This window comes from Phnomibacter ginsenosidimutans (genome assembly GCF_009740285.1).
In the GTDB taxonomy this organism is placed as follows: Bacteria; Bacteroidota; Bacteroidia; order Chitinophagales; family Chitinophagaceae; genus Phnomibacter; species Phnomibacter ginsenosidimutans.
Map to the genome: position 1 here is coordinate 1,944,261 of NZ_CP046566.1, position 19,280 is coordinate 1,963,540.

General features: G+C 45.5%; 18 protein-coding genes. All 18 read left to right on the forward strand.

Features of this window, described 5'->3' with window-relative positions; translation table 11 throughout:
- The first annotated feature begins 1 nt into the window (after position 1).
- The 18 genes from GLV81_RS08415 to GLV81_RS08490 all read left to right on the forward strand — a co-directional run bounded on the left by GLV81_RS08415 (position 2) and on the right by GLV81_RS08490 (position 19,257).
- The gene (locus tag GLV81_RS08415; protein ID WP_157478474.1) at positions 2 to 910 is read left to right on the forward strand and encodes an alpha/beta hydrolase; all 909 of its coding nucleotides are present in this window, start codon (positions 2 to 4) and stop codon (positions 908 to 910) included.
- 7 nt (positions 911 to 917) lie between these two features.
- Entirely contained in the window at positions 918 to 2,528 is a 1,611-nt protein-coding gene (locus tag GLV81_RS08420; protein ID WP_157478475.1) for a glycoside hydrolase family 43 protein, read from the forward strand.
- Positions 2,529 to 2,540: 12 nt separating this feature from the next.
- Positions 2,541 to 3,938, forward strand: a complete 1,398-nt coding sequence (locus GLV81_RS08425; protein WP_157478476.1) for a Gfo/Idh/MocA family protein — start codon at positions 2,541 to 2,543, stop codon at positions 3,936 to 3,938.
- A gap of 67 nt (positions 3,939 to 4,005) precedes the next feature.
- Positions 4,006 to 4,434: a nuclear transport factor 2 family protein gene (locus GLV81_RS08430; RefSeq protein ID WP_157478477.1), complete on the forward strand. Its 429-nt coding sequence runs from the start codon at positions 4,006 to 4,008 to the stop codon at positions 4,432 to 4,434.
- 146 nt (positions 4,435 to 4,580) lie between these two features.
- On the forward strand, positions 4,581 to 4,793 hold the full coding sequence (locus GLV81_RS20195; protein WP_246186325.1) for a hypothetical protein: 213 nt from the start codon (positions 4,581 to 4,583) through the stop codon (positions 4,791 to 4,793).
- On the forward strand, positions 4,793 to 6,220 hold the full coding sequence (locus GLV81_RS08435) for a glycoside hydrolase family 28 protein (protein WP_246186326.1): 1,428 nt from the start codon (positions 4,793 to 4,795) through the stop codon (positions 6,218 to 6,220). Before GLV81_RS20195 ends, GLV81_RS08435 begins: the two co-directional genes overlap by 1 nt.
- 128 nt (positions 6,221 to 6,348) lie before the next feature.
- Entirely contained in the window at positions 6,349 to 8,127 is a 1,779-nt protein-coding gene (locus GLV81_RS08440) for a glycoside hydrolase family 88 protein (RefSeq protein ID WP_246186327.1), read from the forward strand.
- Between the two features lie 43 nt (positions 8,128 to 8,170).
- Positions 8,171 to 9,682, forward strand: a complete 1,512-nt coding sequence (locus GLV81_RS08445) for a tagaturonate reductase (RefSeq protein ID WP_157478478.1) — start codon at positions 8,171 to 8,173, stop codon at positions 9,680 to 9,682.
- Positions 9,683 to 9,702: 20 nt separating this feature from the next.
- Positions 9,703 to 9,843 (forward strand): hypothetical protein, encoded by a 141-nt coding sequence (locus tag GLV81_RS20200; RefSeq protein WP_246186328.1) that lies wholly within the window; start codon positions 9,703 to 9,705, stop codon positions 9,841 to 9,843.
- A 7-nt stretch (positions 9,844 to 9,850) separates the two neighbouring features.
- Complete coding sequence (locus GLV81_RS08450; RefSeq protein ID WP_246186329.1) at positions 9,851 to 11,341, forward strand: UxaA family hydrolase; 1,491 nt, start codon at positions 9,851 to 9,853, stop codon at positions 11,339 to 11,341.
- A 62-nt stretch (positions 11,342 to 11,403) separates the two neighbouring features.
- A complete protein-coding gene (gene uxaC / locus GLV81_RS08455; protein ID WP_157478479.1) occupies positions 11,404 to 12,804 on the forward strand; it encodes a glucuronate isomerase in 1,401 nt (466 codons plus the stop codon).
- A 45-nt stretch (positions 12,805 to 12,849) separates the two neighbouring features.
- A complete protein-coding gene (gene kduD / locus GLV81_RS08460) occupies positions 12,850 to 13,614 on the forward strand; it encodes a 2-dehydro-3-deoxy-D-gluconate 5-dehydrogenase KduD (protein WP_157478480.1) in 765 nt (254 codons plus the stop codon).
- A 46-nt stretch (positions 13,615 to 13,660) separates the two neighbouring features.
- Entirely contained in the window at positions 13,661 to 14,566 is a 906-nt protein-coding gene (kduI, locus tag GLV81_RS08465) for a 5-dehydro-4-deoxy-D-glucuronate isomerase (protein ID WP_246186330.1), read from the forward strand.
- 3 nt (positions 14,567 to 14,569) lie between these two features.
- Positions 14,570 to 15,601 (forward strand): sugar kinase, encoded by a 1,032-nt coding sequence (locus GLV81_RS08470; protein ID WP_157478481.1) that lies wholly within the window; start codon positions 14,570 to 14,572, stop codon positions 15,599 to 15,601.
- A gap of 39 nt (positions 15,602 to 15,640) precedes the next feature.
- Positions 15,641 to 16,666 (forward strand): sugar kinase, encoded by a 1,026-nt coding sequence (locus GLV81_RS08475; protein WP_157478482.1) that lies wholly within the window; start codon positions 15,641 to 15,643, stop codon positions 16,664 to 16,666.
- An 11-nt stretch (positions 16,667 to 16,677) separates the two neighbouring features.
- Positions 16,678 to 17,130, forward strand: a complete 453-nt coding sequence (locus GLV81_RS08480; protein ID WP_157478483.1) for a NanQ anomerase/TabA/YiaL family protein — start codon at positions 16,678 to 16,680, stop codon at positions 17,128 to 17,130.
- A 3-nt stretch (positions 17,131 to 17,133) separates the two neighbouring features.
- Positions 17,134 to 17,799: a beta/alpha barrel domain-containing protein gene (locus tag GLV81_RS08485; RefSeq protein ID WP_157478484.1), complete on the forward strand. Its 666-nt coding sequence runs from the start codon at positions 17,134 to 17,136 to the stop codon at positions 17,797 to 17,799.
- Between the two features lie 18 nt (positions 17,800 to 17,817).
- A complete protein-coding gene (locus GLV81_RS08490; RefSeq protein ID WP_157478485.1) occupies positions 17,818 to 19,257 on the forward strand; it encodes an MFS transporter in 1,440 nt (479 codons plus the stop codon).
- Positions 19,258 to 19,280 lie beyond the last annotated feature (23 nt).

Here is a 19,280-nt window from a genome sequence, read left to right on the forward strand (position 1 = left end):
GATGAAACAAGCTTTTTTCTTCTTCACATTGCTGTGTATGATGACAACCATTCAGGCACAACCACCAGTGGAAATGTTCCTGTATCCCGGAGCTGTACCCAACAGTAAACCAACCGCCATCAAAGAGGGTTCAACATTCAAAGACAATGTGACCCGTATTGAAAAAGTGAGTGTGCCTACGCTTACGGTATATACTCCCAAAGAGCCCAATGGTACAGCAATCATTATTTGTCCTGGTGGTGGCTACAGCATTTTAGCATTTGATAAAGAAGGAACACGTGTAGCAGAAGTAGTAAATAGCTGGGGAGTAACGGCCTTTGTATTGAAGTATCGTTTGCCCAGTGATAGCATGAATATCGACAAGAGTATGGCACCCTTGCAAGATGCACAAAGGGCCGTGCAGTTGGTACGTAGCAAGGCTGCACAATTTCGCATCAACCCCAACAAAATTGGTATCATGGGTTTTTCTGCAGGTGGTCACTTAGCGTCAACTGCGCTGACGCATTTTCACATAAAAGCAGATGCATCCAGTACCGACACCACCAGCGCAAGGCCTGATTTCGGTGTGCTTATTTATCCGGTGATTAGTTTCGATAGCAGCATTACCCACAAGGGTTCCAAAACCAACCTGATTGGTAGCAAACCCGATGAAAAGCAGCTAAAGTTTTTTAGCAATGAGTTGCAGGTAACTCCGCAAACGCCCCCTGTTTTTCTGGTGCATGCCGGCGATGATGCAGGAGTGCCTGTTGAAAACAGTCTTCGCTTTTATCAGGCATGTATTCAAAATAAAGTACTTGCTGAAATGCACCTGTATCCTAAAGGTGGCCATGGCTTTGGTATGTACAACAAAACCACTGAAGACAATTGGATGGACCGGTTAAAAAACTGGTTGACGACTATTAAGATGTAATTGATTTATGAAAAGATGGTTTGGCTATATAGCTGGTTTTTGTTGTGTTGTAATGGCTGTGAAATCCACAGCACAAATACCTGTGGGTGCTGCTGATAAAGGCAATGGCTTTTATCAAAACCCGGTGTTGCATGCCGACTATTCAGACCCTGATGCTATTCGTGTAGGCAATCAGTATTACATGACGGCCAGCAGCTTTACACACATACCCGGCCTGCCGTTGCTGCAATCTTCCGACATGGTGAATTGGAAGTTAGTGGGGCATGCATTGCCACGTTTGCAACCCATAGAACATTACAGCAAAGTGCAGCATGGTGCAGGTGTATGGGCGCCATCCATCCGTTTTCACAAGGGAGAGTTTTACATCTATTTTCCCGATCCGGATTTTGGTATTTATGTCATCAAAGCCCGCAATTTTCAGGGCCCATGGTCTCAGCCGGTGCTGGTAGAAGCCGGCAAAGGTTTGATAGATCCTTGTCCGCTGTGGGATGATGATGGCAAAGTGTATTTAGCCCATGCATTTGCGGGAAGCCGTGCTGGTATCAAATCGGTATTGGTGGTAAAAGAAATGAATGCAGCTGGCACCAAAACTATCGGTAGTGGAGTGATGGTATTTGATGGCCATCCGCAAGACCCAACAGTAGAAGGACCAAAGTTGTACAAACGCAATGGCTACTATTACATTTTTGCACCGGCAGGTGGTGTAAGCACAGGTTGGCAACTGGTGTTGCGCAGCAAAAATATATATGGTCCGTACGAAAGAAAAGTGGTGATGGATCAGGGTAAGTCATCCATCAACGGGCCGCACCAAGGCGCATGGGTGACTGCAGCCGATGGCAAAGATTGGTTCCTGCACTTTCAGGATAAAGAAGCCTACGGCCGCATTGTGCATTTGCAACCCATGGTTTGGAAAAATGATTGGCCGGTAATTGGTGCCGATGCAGATAATGATGGAATAGGTGAGCCTGTAAAGCAATTTAAAAAACCGGTTGCTTCTGCAGGTATACAAGCACCTCCCACAAGTGATGAGTTCAATACAGCTCTGCTGGGCAAGCAATGGCAGTGGCAGGCCAATCCAAATATCACTTGGGCTTTTCCTACAACGCAAGGGTATTTACGCATGTTTGCCGTCTATCGTGCCGATAGCTTAACTAATGCCTGGGATTATCCCAATTTGCTGGCGCAAAAATTTCCGGCAGAAAGTTTTACCGCTACGGTCAAGCTTCGTTTTGCTGCCACCAAAAACAACGAACAAGCAGGTTTTATGGTACATGGCGCCGACTATGCCTTTTTGGGATTGACTCAAAAAGACGGCATCACCAGCATCCAGTATCATGAACGATTGAATGCGGATAAAAACAAACCGGAAAAAATTACGGCATTGGGTACAGTAGAAGGGCAGGATATTTTTCTGCGGTTAGTAGTTGCACCTGGAGCAAAATGTCGATTTGCGTTTAGTGCCGATGGTAAAACCTTTACAGAAGCACCCCATGTGTTCACAGCTAAGCCCGGCAGATGGGTAGGTGCCAAATTTGGTTTTTTCATCAATCGAAATACCGTTACCAACGATGGCGGTTATATAGATATCGACTGGATTCGAATTCAAGCATTGCAATAAAACAACGGCTATATGGAAAGAAGAAATTTTATAAAGTACACTGCTGCGGCTGGCGCTTCGCTTATGCTGCATCCGTTCGAAAGTTTTGCCCTGCAACCGGGGGGCAAAATCAAACTCGCCATGGTGGGTACCGGTCACCGTGGCAGTAGCCTTTGGGGCAAAACCTTGGTCACCAGCTTTGCTGATGTGGTGGAGTTTGTAGGCTTGTGTGACATCAACCCCGGCCGGTTGGAAACGGCCAAACGCATCATGGGAGTGAGCTGTAAAACCTACAGCAATTTTGTTGACATGGTTAAAGATGCCAAGCCCGACTATGTCATTGTAACCACAGTAGATAGTACACACGATGACTTTATAGTGCAGGCGCTGAACATGGGTGTAAATGTGATTACAGAAAAGCCGATGACAACAGACGAAGTAAAATGCAAACGCATTTTAGATGCTGAAAAAAAGTCGGGTAAAAAGGTAACCGTTGCATTCAACTACCGCCATAGTGTCCACAACATGCAGGTGAAAGAACTGCTGGCGAATAACCGCATTGGTAAGGTTACTTCAGTGGATTTCAACTGGTACCTCAATGTGTTTCATGGCGCAGATTATTTCAGGCGCTGGCATGGATTTGTAGGCAAGGGAGGCAGCTTGTGGGTGCACAAGGCCACGCATCATTTCGACCTCATTAATTGGTGGCTCAATAGCGAACCTGTAGAAGTGAGTGCTTATGGTGCATTGGAGCATTATGGAAAAAACAACGATTTCCGTGGGGTAAATTGTCGCACCTGTGAACATAAAAATAAGTGTAAATTTTATTGGGATATGTCGCAGGACAAACGCCTGATGGAACTGTATGCCGACAATGAAAAACATGATGGCTACCTGCGTGATGGTTGTGTGTGGCGCAACGAAATTGATATCTGGGACAAAATGTCTGCACAAATCAAATACGCCAATGGAGTTATTGTAAACTATTCACTCACTACTTATTCGCCATATGAAGGCTGGCAAATTGCTTTCAATGGCATGAAGGGCCGGTTGGAAACATGGGAAGACATTCCGTATTTGCAAAAAACACCCGACGATCAGGCCAAGCGGCATGCTGTTGAAATGTCGGATGCCGATGATGCCATCAAAGGCGAAGTGCAGGAAATAATGGTGATGGACAATTTTGCCAAAGACTACGAAGTGTATACCACTGCCAAAATCAAAGGTGGTCATGGTGGTGGCGATATTCGCATGCTGCGCCGCATTTTTGTTGATCCTACCGATAATCCGCACCATGTATTGGCGGGTACAAGAGAAGGTGCCATGTCGGTACTCATTGGCATTGCAGCCCGCAAGAGCATTGCTGAAGGCCGCCCGGTAAAAATTACCGAGCTCACCGATTTGGTGCCTAAGGCACAAACTTTTGCTTAAATGCAACTTACTGCTGCAACGAATGCTTTTCGTTGCAGCTTTTTTTATTCTTTTTTAAAAGCAACGCATGAAAAAAATAGTGGTTCTCTTCCTGTCATTTTGCACCGTAACGCTGGCAATGGCGCAGCACAAACAAACAGCAGCCGTAGCTGCAGCAGTAGAGCAACTGCGCAGCGCCATGGTATCGGGCAATACCGATTCTTTAATGGCCGTTTCTTCAGTAGCCCTGAGCTATGGCCATAGTGGAGGGGCTGTAGAAAACCAGGCACAGTTTGTAGAAAAAATCGCCAGCGGCAAGTCTGATTTTGTGAGTATAGAACTCAAAAATCAAACCATCAGCATTCACAAAAATGTAGCCATTGTTCGCCACGAACTGCATGCCAGCACCAACGACAATAAAGTGCCCGGCGAAGTGCACCTGCGCATCATGCTCATCTTTCAAAAAGAAGGTAAAAGCTGGAAATTACTGGCCCGACAGGCAGTTAAAATGCAATGAGATGCCATCGAATTGGCAAGTATTTTTAGCATTGTTGCGTGACATCGTTTGCGTAAATAAAACATTTCGGGCCCTCTTGTTTCTGCAGGGGGCTTGGTAACATTGTACCGTGATTTTTTCCCCAACGATTGCTCAATGATTATCCCATGAAGAAAGTGCTGTTGATGTGTGTGGCTTGTGCAGGATGGATGGCTGTGATGGCGCAATTGCCAAAGCCACTGCCCAAAGTGCCTGTGCCGCTTTTTAAGAAAGACACCCTCAGCATTGTAGCCAAAGGGGCCAAAGGCAATGGATACTTTTTGAATACAACTGCCATTCAGCAAAGTATTGATCAGCTACACAAAAAGGGGGTGGCGTAGTGCTGGTGCCTGCAGGGCTCTGGCTTACAGGGCCTGTTGAACTCAAAAGCAATATCAACCTGCACATTGCTGTTGGCGCCACCTTGTTGTTTACGACCGATTTTACACAATACAAACTGGTGCCTACTGATTGGGAAGGACTTCCACAAATGCGCAATCAGTCGCCCATATCGGCTACCAATGCTGTCAATATTGCCATTACGGGCAAGGGTATTGTAGATGGCAATGGCGATGTGTGGCGTATGGTGAAGAAGGACAAACTCACTGCCAGCCAGTGGGAGAAGTTGGTAAAGAGTGGCGGTTTGTTGAGTGAAGACAAGAAAACCTGGTATCCAAATGCCGGCTCATTGAAAGGTGCAGCCATGAAAAATCCGGGTGCCATCAGCCCTGAAAAAACCATGGCCGATTACGAAGGGGTGAAAGATTTTTTACGCCCCAATATGGTTGTCTTTACCAAGTGTAAAAACATATTGATGGAGGGCGTCATTTTTCAAAACTCACCGGCCTGGTGTTTGCATCCGTTGATGAGTGAAAACCTCACAGTACGCAACATCACTGTAAAAAATCCCTGGTATGCACAAAACGGTGACGGCATAGATGTGGAGAGTTGCAAAAATGTATTGATTGAAAATTCTGTATTTGATGTAGGCGACGATGCATTGTGTATGAAAAGCGGAAGAGATGCCGATGGTCGCAAAAGAGCCATGCCTACGGAAAATGTAACCATTCGTGGCTGCGTGGTGTACGCATCGCATGGCGGATTTGTGATTGGCAGCGAAATGAGTGGCGGTGCCAAAAACATGCACATCAGCAATTGTACTTTTATTGGCAGCGATATTGGTTTGCGTTTTAAAACCACCCGTGGCCGTGGTGGTGTTGTTGAAAATATTTACATCAACAACATTCACATGAAAGACATTGTAGGCGATGCCATTTTGTTCGACATGTATTACATGGCCAAAGACCCAGTGCCATTGGCCGGTGAAGTAAGAGAGCTACCCAAAACAGAATTTAAACCGGTAGACGAAACCACGCCGGTCTTCAAAAATTTTTACATCAGCAATGTGTACGTAAATGGCGCAGCCAAAGGCATTTTTGTTCGGGGCCTTCCTGAAATGCCGGTACAAAACATTGTACTGGAAAACATGGTGCTGCAAGCCAACAAGGGCATTGAAATGCAAGAGGCCAACAACATTGTATGCCGCAACATTACGGTAAAGGCCAAGGAAACGGCTCCTGTGGTAGAACTTATCCAAAGCAAAAATCTGTTGTTCGACAATATTACTTTTCCCGGCAGCAGCCAATTGCTGTACAGAGTGGCCGGCGACCGTACTGCCGGTATTGTACTGAAAAAACAACAGGCGACAGCCAATCAACAATTACAACTTGAACTGGGGGCAACAGCTGCCGCCGTAACGATGCAGTAAATGAAAAAAATCTTTCTGTTTTGTACGTTGGGTTTGCTATGGCAAACAAGTTTGCACAGCCAGCAATCTTCTCCCTCTTTTGCCGCAGCTATGGCACAACGGGTGATGAATATCTGGCCTGATTCTTTTTGCTGGAAGGCGATAAAGAAGCCAAATGGCGCTACGATCAGGGCGTGATACTAAAAGGCATTGAGCATATTTGGTATGGCAATGGCGATGCACGGTTGTTTCAGTACATACAGCACAGTATGGATCAGTATGTGCGAAATGACGGCAGCATTCGCGGATATAAAAAAGACGAATACAATATTGACCATCTCAACAATGGCAAGAATTTATTGCTGCTGTATCAGGTAACGGGCAATAAAAAATACTGGACGGCTGCCACACATTTGAGAGACCAGCTCATCACTCATCCTCGTACCAACGAAGGTGGTTTTTGGCACAAGAAAATTTATCCGTATCAAATGTGGCTTGATGGCTTGTACATGGGGCAGCCCTTTTATGCGCAATACGCATTGCTGGCAGGAGATACGGCTGCATTCACCGACATCAGTAATCAGTTTGTGTGGATAGAGCAACATGCCCGTGATAAGAAAACAGGGTTGCTTTATCATGGTTGGGATGAATCTAAGCAACAACAGTGGGCCAATAAAACAACCGGCACATCGCCACATTTTTGGGGCAGGGCATTGGGTTGGTACGGCATGGCCATGGTGGATGTGCTGGATTATTTGCCGGCCAAGCATCCGGGCAGGGCGAAAATCATTGCCATTCTCAATCGTTTTGTAAAAGCAGTCACCACAGTGCAGGATGCACAAAGTGGCGTTTGGTATGATATTGTGGATATGCCGAAAGCTGCCGGAAACTACAAGGAAGCTTCGGCTTCTTGTATGCTTGTTTATACGATTGCCAAAGCAGTTCGCAAAGGATATATTCCTGCTACATATGCCGCCAATGCCACCCGTGGATACGCCGGCATACAAAAAGAATTTGTGAAGCATACCAATGGTATTCCTGATTTGCATGGCACCGTGAGTGTGTCAGGCCTGGGTGGCAATCCATACCGTGATGGAAGTTTCAAGTATTACATGAGTGAAAAAGTAATTGTCAACGATCCGAAGGGATTGGGGGCGTTGCTGCTTTGTGCTGCAGAAATGGATTTGCTGCCCACACAAAAAGTAGCCAAAGGAAAACTTGTGTTACTCGATCGTTTTTTCAATAGCGAACAACGGGAAGTAGTACCGGGCCGCAAAGATTTCTTTCACTATACCTGGGAAGAAAAATCACATCCGGGTTTTTATGCATTCGGTCAGCAGTTTGAAAAGTATGGCGCCCAACTGAGCAATTTGGATGTGGCACCCACAGCAGCGAATTTGAAAGCTGCCAGTGTGTACATTATTGTTGATCCCGACCATAGCAGAGACAAGGCCAATCCCAATTATATGGATAAGGCTTCTGCCAAAGTGATTGCTGATTGGGTACGTAACGGTGGCACATTGCTGCTCATGGCCAACGATAGCTTCAATTGCGATTTATCTCATTTCAATTTGTTGGCGGGTATGTTTGGTATGAGCTTTACCAACGATAGCCGTAACATGGTGAAAAATGATCAATATGAACAAGGCCTGGTAATGAGCGGCAACAATGCCGTTTACAAAGGTGATTACAAAATGTACCTCAAAGAAATCAGCACCATTACAGTAAAAGCACCAGCAAAGCCTTTGATTGTAAAAGATGGAGAAGTTTTGCTGGCAACGGCCAAATACGGTAAGGGAAAGGTTATAGCAGTTGGAGACCCATGGTTGTACAACGAATATGTAGATGGTCGTAAACTGCCTGCTGAATACCAGAATTTTCTTGCGGCACAGCAATTGGCCAAGTGGCTGCTGACCGCACAACAATAACAGAGAGGTGCGAAACCATCGTGCCGAATAGAAAGAACACAACATGAAACTATCAAACGCTGTATTGCCTTCGTTGCAACAAAAGCCGGTAAAACTGCCAGCAGCACAGCACCATACTTTACCCGAAAAAGTATTGCAGTTTGGCACTGGTGTGCTGCTGCGTGGATTGCCAGATTATTTTATTGATGAAGCAAACCGACAAGGCATTTTTAATGGTCGGATAGTAGTGGTAAAATCTACTGCCGGCGGTAATGATCTCGCTGATTTTGCAACACAGGACATGCTCTACACGCATGTAATTCGTGGTTTGGTAAATCAGCAACCGGTGGAAGAATTGATGGTCAATGCTTCCATCAGCCGCATTATTTCTGCCGCCGATCATTGGCAGGAAGTATTGGCCGCAGCAACCAATCCTGACATCGAGATAATTATTTCCAACGTCACAGAAGTTGGTTTTAAGACGGATGCCAATGATTCAAAAGATGCAGCAGTGCCCGTTTCATTTCCGGCCAAACTGACCGCCGTTTTGTATCAACGTTTTCAGCACTTTAATGGCGCTGCCGATAAAGGGTTTGTGATTTTACCTGCAGAACTCATTACCAACAACGGCGCTTTGCTGAAAGAAATGGTACTGGGGCTGGCCAAACAATTTTCGCTGCCCGAAGCATTCATTAACTGGGTAGCAACGGCCAATCATTTTTGCAATACACTCGTAGATAGAATTGTACCCGGCAAACTTCCTGCTGCTGAGTACGAGGTTGTTGCCGCATCACTTGGCTATGACGATAGCTGGATGATTATGAGTGAACCTTATGCATTGTGGGCTATCGAATGTGCTGATGCCACAGTAGCTGCAAAGCTGTCTTTTGCACAAGCCAATAGCGGCATGGTGCTTGCCCCCAGTATCAATAAGTATGTAGAATTGAAATTGCGACTGCTGAATGGCACCCACACTTTTAGCTGTGGCCTGGCACATTTGGCGGGCTTTACAACGGTAAAAGAAGCCATGGCAGATGCTGCTTTTTTTGCTTACATCAAACGCCTCATGTTGCAATCCATAGTTCCGGCAGTGCAGTCTTCAGAAATTTCTACGGAAGAAGCAACAGTGTTTGCCTCAGCGGTGCTCGATCGTTTTGCTAATCCGTACATCAATCACAAATGGTTGAGCATTACTTTTCAGTACACCGAAAAAATGCGAACCCGGAATGTACCATTGATGAAGCGCCAGCTGGCAGCACTTGGAGCAGTTACTGCTGACATGCAATTGGGATTTGCAGCATATGTACTGTTTATGAATGCCCGCAATGACCGTAACGGCCAATACATAGGGGAAGCCAACGGACAAGCTTATGCTTTTGAAGACATCCACATAAAGGCTATTAGTGCTGCATGGCAAACAGGAGATGCAGCCACAGCTGTAACCCATGTGTGTGCACAATCACAAATTTGGGGCGAAGACCTGCGGGAGTGGCCCGGCTTTGTGGCAGGGGTAACTGCGCAATTGCAACAACTTCAACAAGTGGGTGCCCGTGAAGTGTTGAACGCTAACTATTAATCATTGAAGAATACAAGCAGATGAATCAATTTTTGAAAATACATCCGGCAGATAATGTGTGGGTAGCCTTGGTAGACTTGCCTGCAGGAACAGTTGTGCAGTTGCCGCAAGGACCATTGACATTGGTTGAAAACATTGACGCCAAACACAAAGTTTTTTGAACAAGATATGGCTGCCGGTGAATCCATTACGATGTATGGTGTATTGGTGGGCAAAGTGCAATATGATGTAAAAGCTGGTAGCCGTTTGTCAACAGAAAACCTGAAACATGCATCAGAAAGATATGCTTATCGTGGTGCCGAATACACTTGGAATGCACCCGATGTAAGTGCTTTTGCCAACCGTACTTTCAACGGCTATCACCGTTCGAATGGTGAAGTGGGCACGGCTAATTACTGGTTGTTTATTCCAACGGTGTTTTGTGAAAACCGCAATCTGGATGTAATTAAAGAAGCATTGCACAATACACTTGGCTATGCCGTTACAGACAAATACAGAGCATATGCACAAGCACTTGCTGCAGCCATAGAACAGAATGAAGATTTGAGCAACGTAGCTTTTTCAGCATCAGCCATTCCGGCTTCAAAAAGAGTGTTTGAAAATGTAGACGGTATCAAGTTTCTCAATCACCAGGGCGGTTGTGGCGGCACCCGTGAAGATTCTGTGGTGCTGCAAAATTTGTTGGCGGCCTATGCCGATCATCCGAATGTGGGTGGCATCACCATTCTTAGTTTGGGTTGTCAGCATTTGCAATTGCCCGACATGATTGACAGCATTAAAAAACGCAATCCCGGTTTTGACAAACCCATTGTAACAATGGAACAGCAAGCCGGTGGTTTGGAAACTGATTTTATTGCACAGGCCATTCAAAAAACATTTACTGGTCTTGTAGAAATAAACAAATGCAAACGTGCACCGGCGCCACTTAGTAAGCTGAGCATTGGTGTGAAGTGTGGTGGCAGCGATGGCTTCAGTGGTATTTCTGCTAACCCTGCTGTAGGTTATACTGCCGATTTGGTAGTTGCTCTCGGCGGTAAAATTTTACTGGCAGAATTTCCAGAGCTCTGTGGTGTGGAGCAGGAACTCATTGACCGTACAGCGGATGAAGCCAAAGCTAAAAAATTCATCCACCTCATGGATACGTACGCCGCACAAGCCGAAGCGGTGGGTTCTGGTTTTCATATGAATCCTTCGCCCGGCAACATTAAAGACGGACTGATTACCGATGCAATGAAGAGTGCAGGTGCAGCCCGCAAAGGTGGAACCGCTCCGGTGGTTGATGTGTTGGACTATACAGAACCTGCTACCAAACAAGGCTTGAGCCTGGTGTGTACACCTGGCAATGATGTAGAAGCTACTACGGGCAAAGCAGCCAGCGGTGCAACGCTCATTCTATTTACGACGGGCCTCGGAACACCAACCGGCAATCCGGTATGTCCTACCATTAAGTTGGCCACCAATACCAAGTTGGCCAAACGCATGGCCGACATTATTGATATCAATTGCGGTCAGGTTATTGATGGTGAAAAAAACATCGAGGAAATGGGCATTGAGATTTTGGAGTACTGTATTAAAGCTGCCAGCGGCGAAGTTATTCCTCATGCCGTGCGGCTCAATCAGGATGATTTCATTCCATGGAAACGTGGCGTGTCGCTCTGATGCAATAATGAATTGACAGATTAATTAAGTGTGTTGATATGACAGTGAAACAACAGGTTGCTATGAAAACCTTTATCACAGATAATTTTTTACTCTACGGTGATACCGCCGCTCAGTTGTACCACGACTTTGCGAAGCAAATGCCGATTATTGATTACCACAATCACCTGCCACCTGCACAAATTGCGGCCAATCATCAGTTTGAAAATATAACACAAGCCTGGTTGTATGGTGACCACTACAAGTGGCGGGCCATGCGTACCAATGGCGTACACGAATCGTATTGCACCGGTGCTCAATCAGACGAAGCAAAGTTTCAGGCTTGGGCAGAAACAGTGCCGTATACATTGCGCAATCCCCTCTACCACTGGACACATTTGGAACTGCTCCGCTACTTTGGCGTAGATGATTTACTGAATGGCCAATCTGCGAAAAGCATTTATGAGCAAACGAGTGCCATGCTCAAAACGACTGCATTTACTACGCAGGGTTTGCTGTCGCAAATGAATGTAGAAACCTTGTGTACAACGGATGATCCGATTGATTCACTCGAGTTTCACCAGCAGATTGCTGCTTCAGGTATTGCTTTGAAAGTGTTGCCGGCTTTCCGTCCGGATAAAGCCATGCAGGTAGATGATGCAGCAGCCTTTAATGCGTATGTAGATAAGCTGGAAGCCGCTGCAGGCATGAGTATTGTTAACTATGCACAGTTTTTGGATGCGTTGAAAAACCGCCACGATTTTTTTGCTGCCAATGGTTGCAAAGTATCTGATCATGGTTTGGAACAGATTTATGCTGAAGAGTATACAGCAGCTGAAATCATTGCCATCTTTAGTGAAATACGTGCAGGCAAAACGCTGAGCAAAGAACAGCGATTGAAATTCATGAGTGCCATGCTTGTTGTATTTGCACAATGGGATCATGAGAAAGGATGGATTCAACAGTATCATCTGGGCGCATTGCGCAACAACAATACACGTGGGTTACGTTTGTTGGGTGCCGATACCGGTTGGGATTCCATCGGCGATTTTCCGCAAGCTGTGGCATTGGCCCGCTTTCTCAACAAACTGGACAATAACGACCAATTGGCAAAAACAATTATTTACAATCTCAATCCTGCCGATAATGAATTGATGGCTACCATGATTGGTAACTTCAATGATGGCTCAGTAGCTGGTAAAATTCAGTGGGGTTCTGCGTGGTGGTTCCTAGACCAGAAAGATGGCATGACCAAACAAATCAACGCTTTGTCGAACATGGGTTTGCTGAGCAGGTTTGTGGGCATGCTGACTGATTCCCGTAGTTTTCTCAGCTTTCCGCGTCATGAATATTTCCGTCGCTTGCTGTGCAATATCATGGGCGAAGAAATTGACAAAGGTGAGTTGCCCAACGATATTCAATGGGTGGGTAAAATTGTTCAAGACATCTGCTATAGCAACGCAAAAAATTATTTCAATCTGTAGCATTCACAAGCTGCAACATCAGGTAACCTCAATAAACTACAACAAATGGAAACTTTGAACCTCTTCAATTTGGCAGGCAAAACTGCAGTTGTTACAGGTTGTGACACTGGCCTTGGCATGGGTATGGCTTTGGCATTAGCCGAAGCAGGCGCCAATATTGTTGGTGCTTCTATTGTAGAAGATTACAGCGAAGTGAAAGCTGCTATCGAAGCAACCGGCCGCAGTTTTACTTACCACCGTGTCGATATTTCTGACAGACAAGCGTTGTATGCTTTTATTAATAAAGTGAAAGCCGAAAACGAACGCATTGATATTTTGGTGAATAATGCCGGAATCATCATGCGTAAACCTGCCGCAGAACATCCTGATGAATATTGGGACAAAGTGATTGACATCAACCTGAATGCGCAGTTTATTTTGGGTCGTGAGTTTGGAAAACACATGATTGAAAAAGGTGGTGGCAAAATCATTTTCACTTGCTCATTGTTGAGCTTCCAGGGTGGTATCAATGTGCCCGGCTACACAGCCAGCAAATCTGCAGTAGCAGGATTGGTTCGTGCCTTTGGCAATGAGTGGGGTAGTAAAGGTGTGTGTGTAAATGGTATTGCACCAGGTTACATTGCTACCAACAATACACAGGCGCTCCGCGAAGATCCGGAACGCAGCAAGTCTATCCTCGATCGCATACCTGTTGGCCGCTGGGGTGTACCTGCCGATTTTAAAGGCCCGGTTACCTTTCTGGCATCAGCAGCATCAGACTATGTAAATGGCACCGTATTGTTTGTTGATGGTGGATGGATGGCACGATAATATGTCGGGCAGCAATCTCCAAACGTTATTTTTTAATTGATATCTCATGGCTACAAAAAAAGCAATTGCTCCTGTGCAGCAGTTGAAAGATTACAACAGCAATACTTACAAAGACGGCGACATGGAAATTCGCTTTGCTGTTGGTCCGCAGGAAACAAAGGGTTTCGATACGCAGGCTCTCATCGATAATTTTCTGGTGAAAAACCTGATGCTTCCCGATCAGCTGAAGCTGGTGTATACCCATTACGACCGTGTAATTGTGGGTGGAGCTATGCCTGTGGCAAAAGCATTGTCGTTGCCCAATCACCCTGAGCTTCGTGCCGATTATTTTCTGGAAAGAAGAGAGTTGGGCATCATCAACATTGGCGGTAAAGGAACGGTTACAGCTGATGGCAAAAAGTTCGAATTAGAAAAACTATCGTGCCTGTATTTAGGCAAGGGTACAAAGAAGGTAAGTTTTGCATCAGCCTCTAAAAAAACGCCGGCTATTTTTTACTTACTAAGTGCACCTGCACATGCGGTTTATCCCAACACATTGTTTACCAAAGAGCAGGCAGCGCCTGTTGAGTTAGGTGCTGCTGAAACAGCCAACAAACGTACTGTCTACAAATACATTCACCTCGATGGCATTAAGAGTTGTCAGCTGGTGATGGGGTTAACGGTGCTTGCCCCTGGAAGTGTGTGGAATTCTATTCCCCCGCATACACATACCCGGCGAATGGAAGTGTATCTCTATTTCGATTTGCCCGAAGGACAGCGCCTGTTTCACTTCATGGGCAATCCCATGGAAACACGCCATTTGGTAATGGCCAATAATGAAGCGGTGATTTCTCCACCATGGAGTACCCACTACGGTTGTGGCACTACCAACTATGGTTTTATTTGGGGCATGGCTGGCGAAAACCTTGTGTATACCGATATGGATCCGGCTCCGGTTCCTACATTGAAATAAGTCATGGGAAAAGTGTTGTGCTTTGGTGAATTGTTACTGCGTTTGCCGCCAGCTAATGGTGGTGAATGGCTGCGTACCCACCATTTGCCCGTATTTGTAGGTGGTGCTGAGCTCAATGTAGCCACGGCTTTGGCCACCTGGCTAATGCCGGTGAAGTATTGCACAGCATTGCCCGACAATATCATTACCAAAGACATCATTGCCTATTTGGAGAGTAAACAAATTGATACTTCGCCCATCATTCTTTCCGGCGAACGCATTGGTTTGTATTACCTCAAAGAGGGTGCTGATATGAAGAGCCATGAAAATGTGTTCGACAGAAAGTATTCTTCTTTTTCAACCCTTGCCACAGGTGTGGTACCATGGAATGACATATTGCAGGATGTTGACTGGTTTCATTTCAGTGCCATAGCACCAGCAGTAAGCGAGCAAGCTGCGGCACTCTGCCTGGAAGCTGTGCAAGAAGCGGCTAAGCGCAACATCACTATCTCTATTGATTTGAATTTTCGTTCATTGCTGTGGAAGTATGGCAAGCAGCCAATAGAGGTAATGCCGCAACTTGTAAAGTATTGCAACGTATTAATGGGAAATATTTGGGCTGCAGAAACATTGTTGGGCATACCTGTTGACGTTAACACTATTGCTGCAGCCACACAAGAGGCTTATCTGGCACATGCCAGCATCACCGCAAATGCATTGTTTGACGCTTACTCAAACTGTACTGTTGTAGCAAACACATTTCGTTTTGATGCCGATGCTAGCAGCATTCGTTATTACGCAGCACTCAATACAAAGGGTACACAAGTTGTTAGTCCGCTATTCACCACCGATGCCATTGTAGATAAAGTAGGTAGCGGAGATTGTTTTATGGCAGGCCTCATTTACGGATTGCAATCGAAGCATGACTTGCAAGAAGTGATCAGTTTTGCTGCGGCTGCTGCTTATGCCAAACTGCACGAAAAGGGCGACGCTACCCAAAACACAGTCGCATACATACAACAGGTAAAAGCATTGTTTGATAAGAATAATTCATAAATCCATTTTCAATTTAGCTCATAACAAAACCAATTTGATATGTCCAAAAAAGTAGTAACGCTCGGTGAAATTATGCTGCGTTTGTCAACGCCAGATTTCAAGCGTTTTGTTCAGGCCGATTCTTTTGATGTAACCTATGGTGGCGGCGAAGCCAACGTGGCTGCTGCATTGTGCAACTATGGTTTGAATGGTACATTCGTTACCAAAGTGCCTAACAATCCCATTGGTCAGTCGGCCATCAATCACCTTCGTCGTTATGGCGTAGATACTCAGTTTGTTGCCCGTGGCGGAGATCGTTTGGGTATTTATTTTCTCGAAACCGGTGCATCTATGCGTGCCTCTCAAGTAGTGTACGACCGTGCCGGTGCATCCATTGCAGATGTAGACCCCAGCGAATTTGATTGGGATAAAATATTTGATGGTGCTGATTGGTTTCATACCACAGGTATTACACCAGCCCTCAGCGATAAGGCGGCTGCACTTACGGAAGCTGCTTTGAAAGCTGCCAAAGCAAAAGGCATTACAACCAGCATCGATCTGAACTACCGCAAAAAATTGTGGAGCAAAGAGAAGGCGCAAAAAGTAATGACCCATCTCTGCCAGTGGGTAGATGTTTGTATCGGCAATGAAGAAGATGCTGAAACAACGCTTGGTTTCAAACCCGGTGATACCGATGTAACCAAAGGTGAACTGCACCTCGATGGCTTTCAGGATATCATGAAGCAAATGGTAGCCAAGTTTGGTTTCAAATATGTGGCATCATCACTCCGTGAGAGTTATAGCGCCAGCGATAATGGCTGGAGTGCACTGGTGTACAATGGCACCGATTTTTACCATACCAAAAAATACAATGTTCGTATTGTAGACCGTGTAGGTAGCGGCGACTCATTTGCCAGCGGTTTGATTTACGGTTTGGTAACGGGCATGCCGATGGGCGAAGCGGCTGAGTTTGGTGTTGCAGCATCTGCCATCAAACACACCATCCCCGGCGATTTGAACCACGCTACCTTGGGTGAAGTAAAAGATTTGATGAAAGGCGACGGCAGTGGTCGTGTACAACGCTAAAACCAATACACATGGTCATAGATACTTTGGGCAATGCAGCGAAATATTTTTTGCTGCATCCCTCTTTCGAAAAAGCATTTGCCTGGATTGGCAGCATTGATTTTGCTACCATAGAACCGGGTAAATATGAAATAGATGGCGATGCGCTGAAAGGCATTATTTCGGATGCTGCAGGTAAAACCGCCGAAGCATCTGTTGCGAAATTCGAATGCCACAATCAGTACATCGATATTCAGGTGTGCATTCGCGGTGTTGAAACCATTGGTTGGAAACCACGGGAAAAATGTGTGGTTGAAAACGGCGGCTACAATGCAGAGAAAGATGTACAACTGTACACCGAGCAACCTGATATGTATTTCCAACTCACCGATGGACAGTTTGTTGTGTTTTTTCCCAACGATGTACATGCACCCATGATTGGGGAAGGAAACATTAAGAAAATAGTAGTGAAAGTAAAAATCTGAACAATGCCAACAACACAAGAAGTAACCACTGCCATTATTGAACAAGGCATGCTGCCTTTGTATTTCAATGCCGATGAGCAGGTAACACTCGACATATTGAAAGCCGTATACAAAGCGGGTGTAAAAGCGATTGAATACACCAATCGTGGCGATGCCGCTTTGCACAATTTTAAAAGCATGGTAGCATTACGCAATGCTGAAATGCCCGGTTTGTTGCTGGGTGTGGGCACCATTAAGAATTTGCAACAGGCCAATGATTATTTGGCTGCTGGAGCCGACTTTTTGGTGAGCCCTGGCTTTGTGCCAGATGTAGCTGCACTGTGTGTGTCAAAAGATATTTTTTATGCACCCGGTTGTATGACGCCTTCTGAAATTATTGCTGCAGAAAATGCAGGCATTGGTTTCATCAAACTGTTTCCAGGTAACATGCTCGGTCCCGAATTTTTGAGCAGTATCAAAGACATCTTTCCTAAACTGAAGTTCATGCCTACCGGTGGTGTAGATACCACCAAAGAAAACATTGAAGCTTGGTTTAAAGCCGGTGTTTGTGCTGTAGGTATGGGTAGCAAGCTCATCAGTAAAAAACTGATGGAAGCAAAAGAGTACGAAACGATTGAAAAAACTACTGCTGAGGTTTTGGCTACTATTGCCGCAGTCACTAAGAAATAACCACAAAAGCCAAACGATATGCAAGCTCAAGCCAATGGAAAAATGTCGAATTACAGATGGAGTATAGTTGCGCTCCTGTTTGTAGCCACTACTATTAATTACCTCGACCGTCAGGTGTTGTCTTTAACCTGGGATGAATTCATCAAACCTGAATTTCATTGGAATGAAGACCACTATGGTACCATCACTTCCATCTTTTCCATTGTGTATGCCATTTCTATGTTGTTTGCCGGTCGGTTTATCGACTGGATGGGCACGAAGAAAGGCTTTCTGTGGGCAATAGGCGTGTGGTCTGTTGGTGCTTGTATGCATGCCTTGTGCGGTATCGTAACCGAGCAATATGTGGGCTTACATACTGCAGCAGAATTAACTCAGGCAGTAGGCGATACAGCAGTGGTGATTTCTACTGTAAGCATGTATGCATTCATAGTGGCACGTATCGTACTGGCTATTGGCGAAGCAGGTAATTTTCCTGCAGCCATTAAAGTAACCGCTGAGTATTTTCCTAAAAAAGACCGGGCATTTGCTACCAGTATTTTCAATGCCGGTGCATCAGTAGGAGCGTTGCTGGCGCCATTGAGCATTCCGCCTTTGGCCAAAGCTACCAGCTGGGAAATGGCGTTTATCATCATTGGGGCATTGGGTTTTATCTGGATGGCTTTTTGGGTATTCATGTATAAAAAGCCTGAAGAGCATCCGAAAGTAAATGCAGAAGAACTCGCCTACATTTTATCTGACAGAGATGCCAACGGTGAAGCTGAGAAAGTCGAGGACCCCAATAAAAAGAAAGTAACCTTAGCCGATTGTTTCAAATACAAACAAACATGGTCGTTTGCATTTGGCAAATTCATGACGGATGGCGTTTGGTGGTTTTTTCTTTTCTGGACACCTTCTTACCTCAACACACAGTTTGGTATCAAAACATCTGAAGGATTGGGTATCGCATTGGTATTTACGCTGTATGCTATTACCATGTTGTCAATTTACGGTGGCAAACTGCCTTCAATTATCATCCGTAATACTGGTCAGAATCCGTATGCTGCCCGCATGAAAGCGATGCTCATTTTTGCATTCATTCCGTTGCTGGTTTTGTTGGCGCAACCGCTTGGTACTATTTCGCCATGGTTGCCCGTTATCATGATTGGTTTGGGAGGTGCAGCGCATCAGTCATGGTCGGCCAATATCTTTTCTACCGTAGGTGATATGTTTCCTAAATCAGCCATTGCTACTGTTACAGGTATTGGTGGCATGGCCGGTGGCCTCGGCTCTATGCTGTTGCAAAAATCGGCTGGTAAATTGTTTGTGTACGCTGGCGAAACCAACCTGCAGTTTTTGGGATTTGAAGGTAAGCCGGCGGGTTATTTTATCATCTTCTGTTTTTGTGCTGTGGCATACCTCATAGGCTGGATGGTGATGAAATCGCTGGTGCCTAAATACAAGCCTATTACAGATATGTAAGCGCATCTGCTGAAATGCTGAAC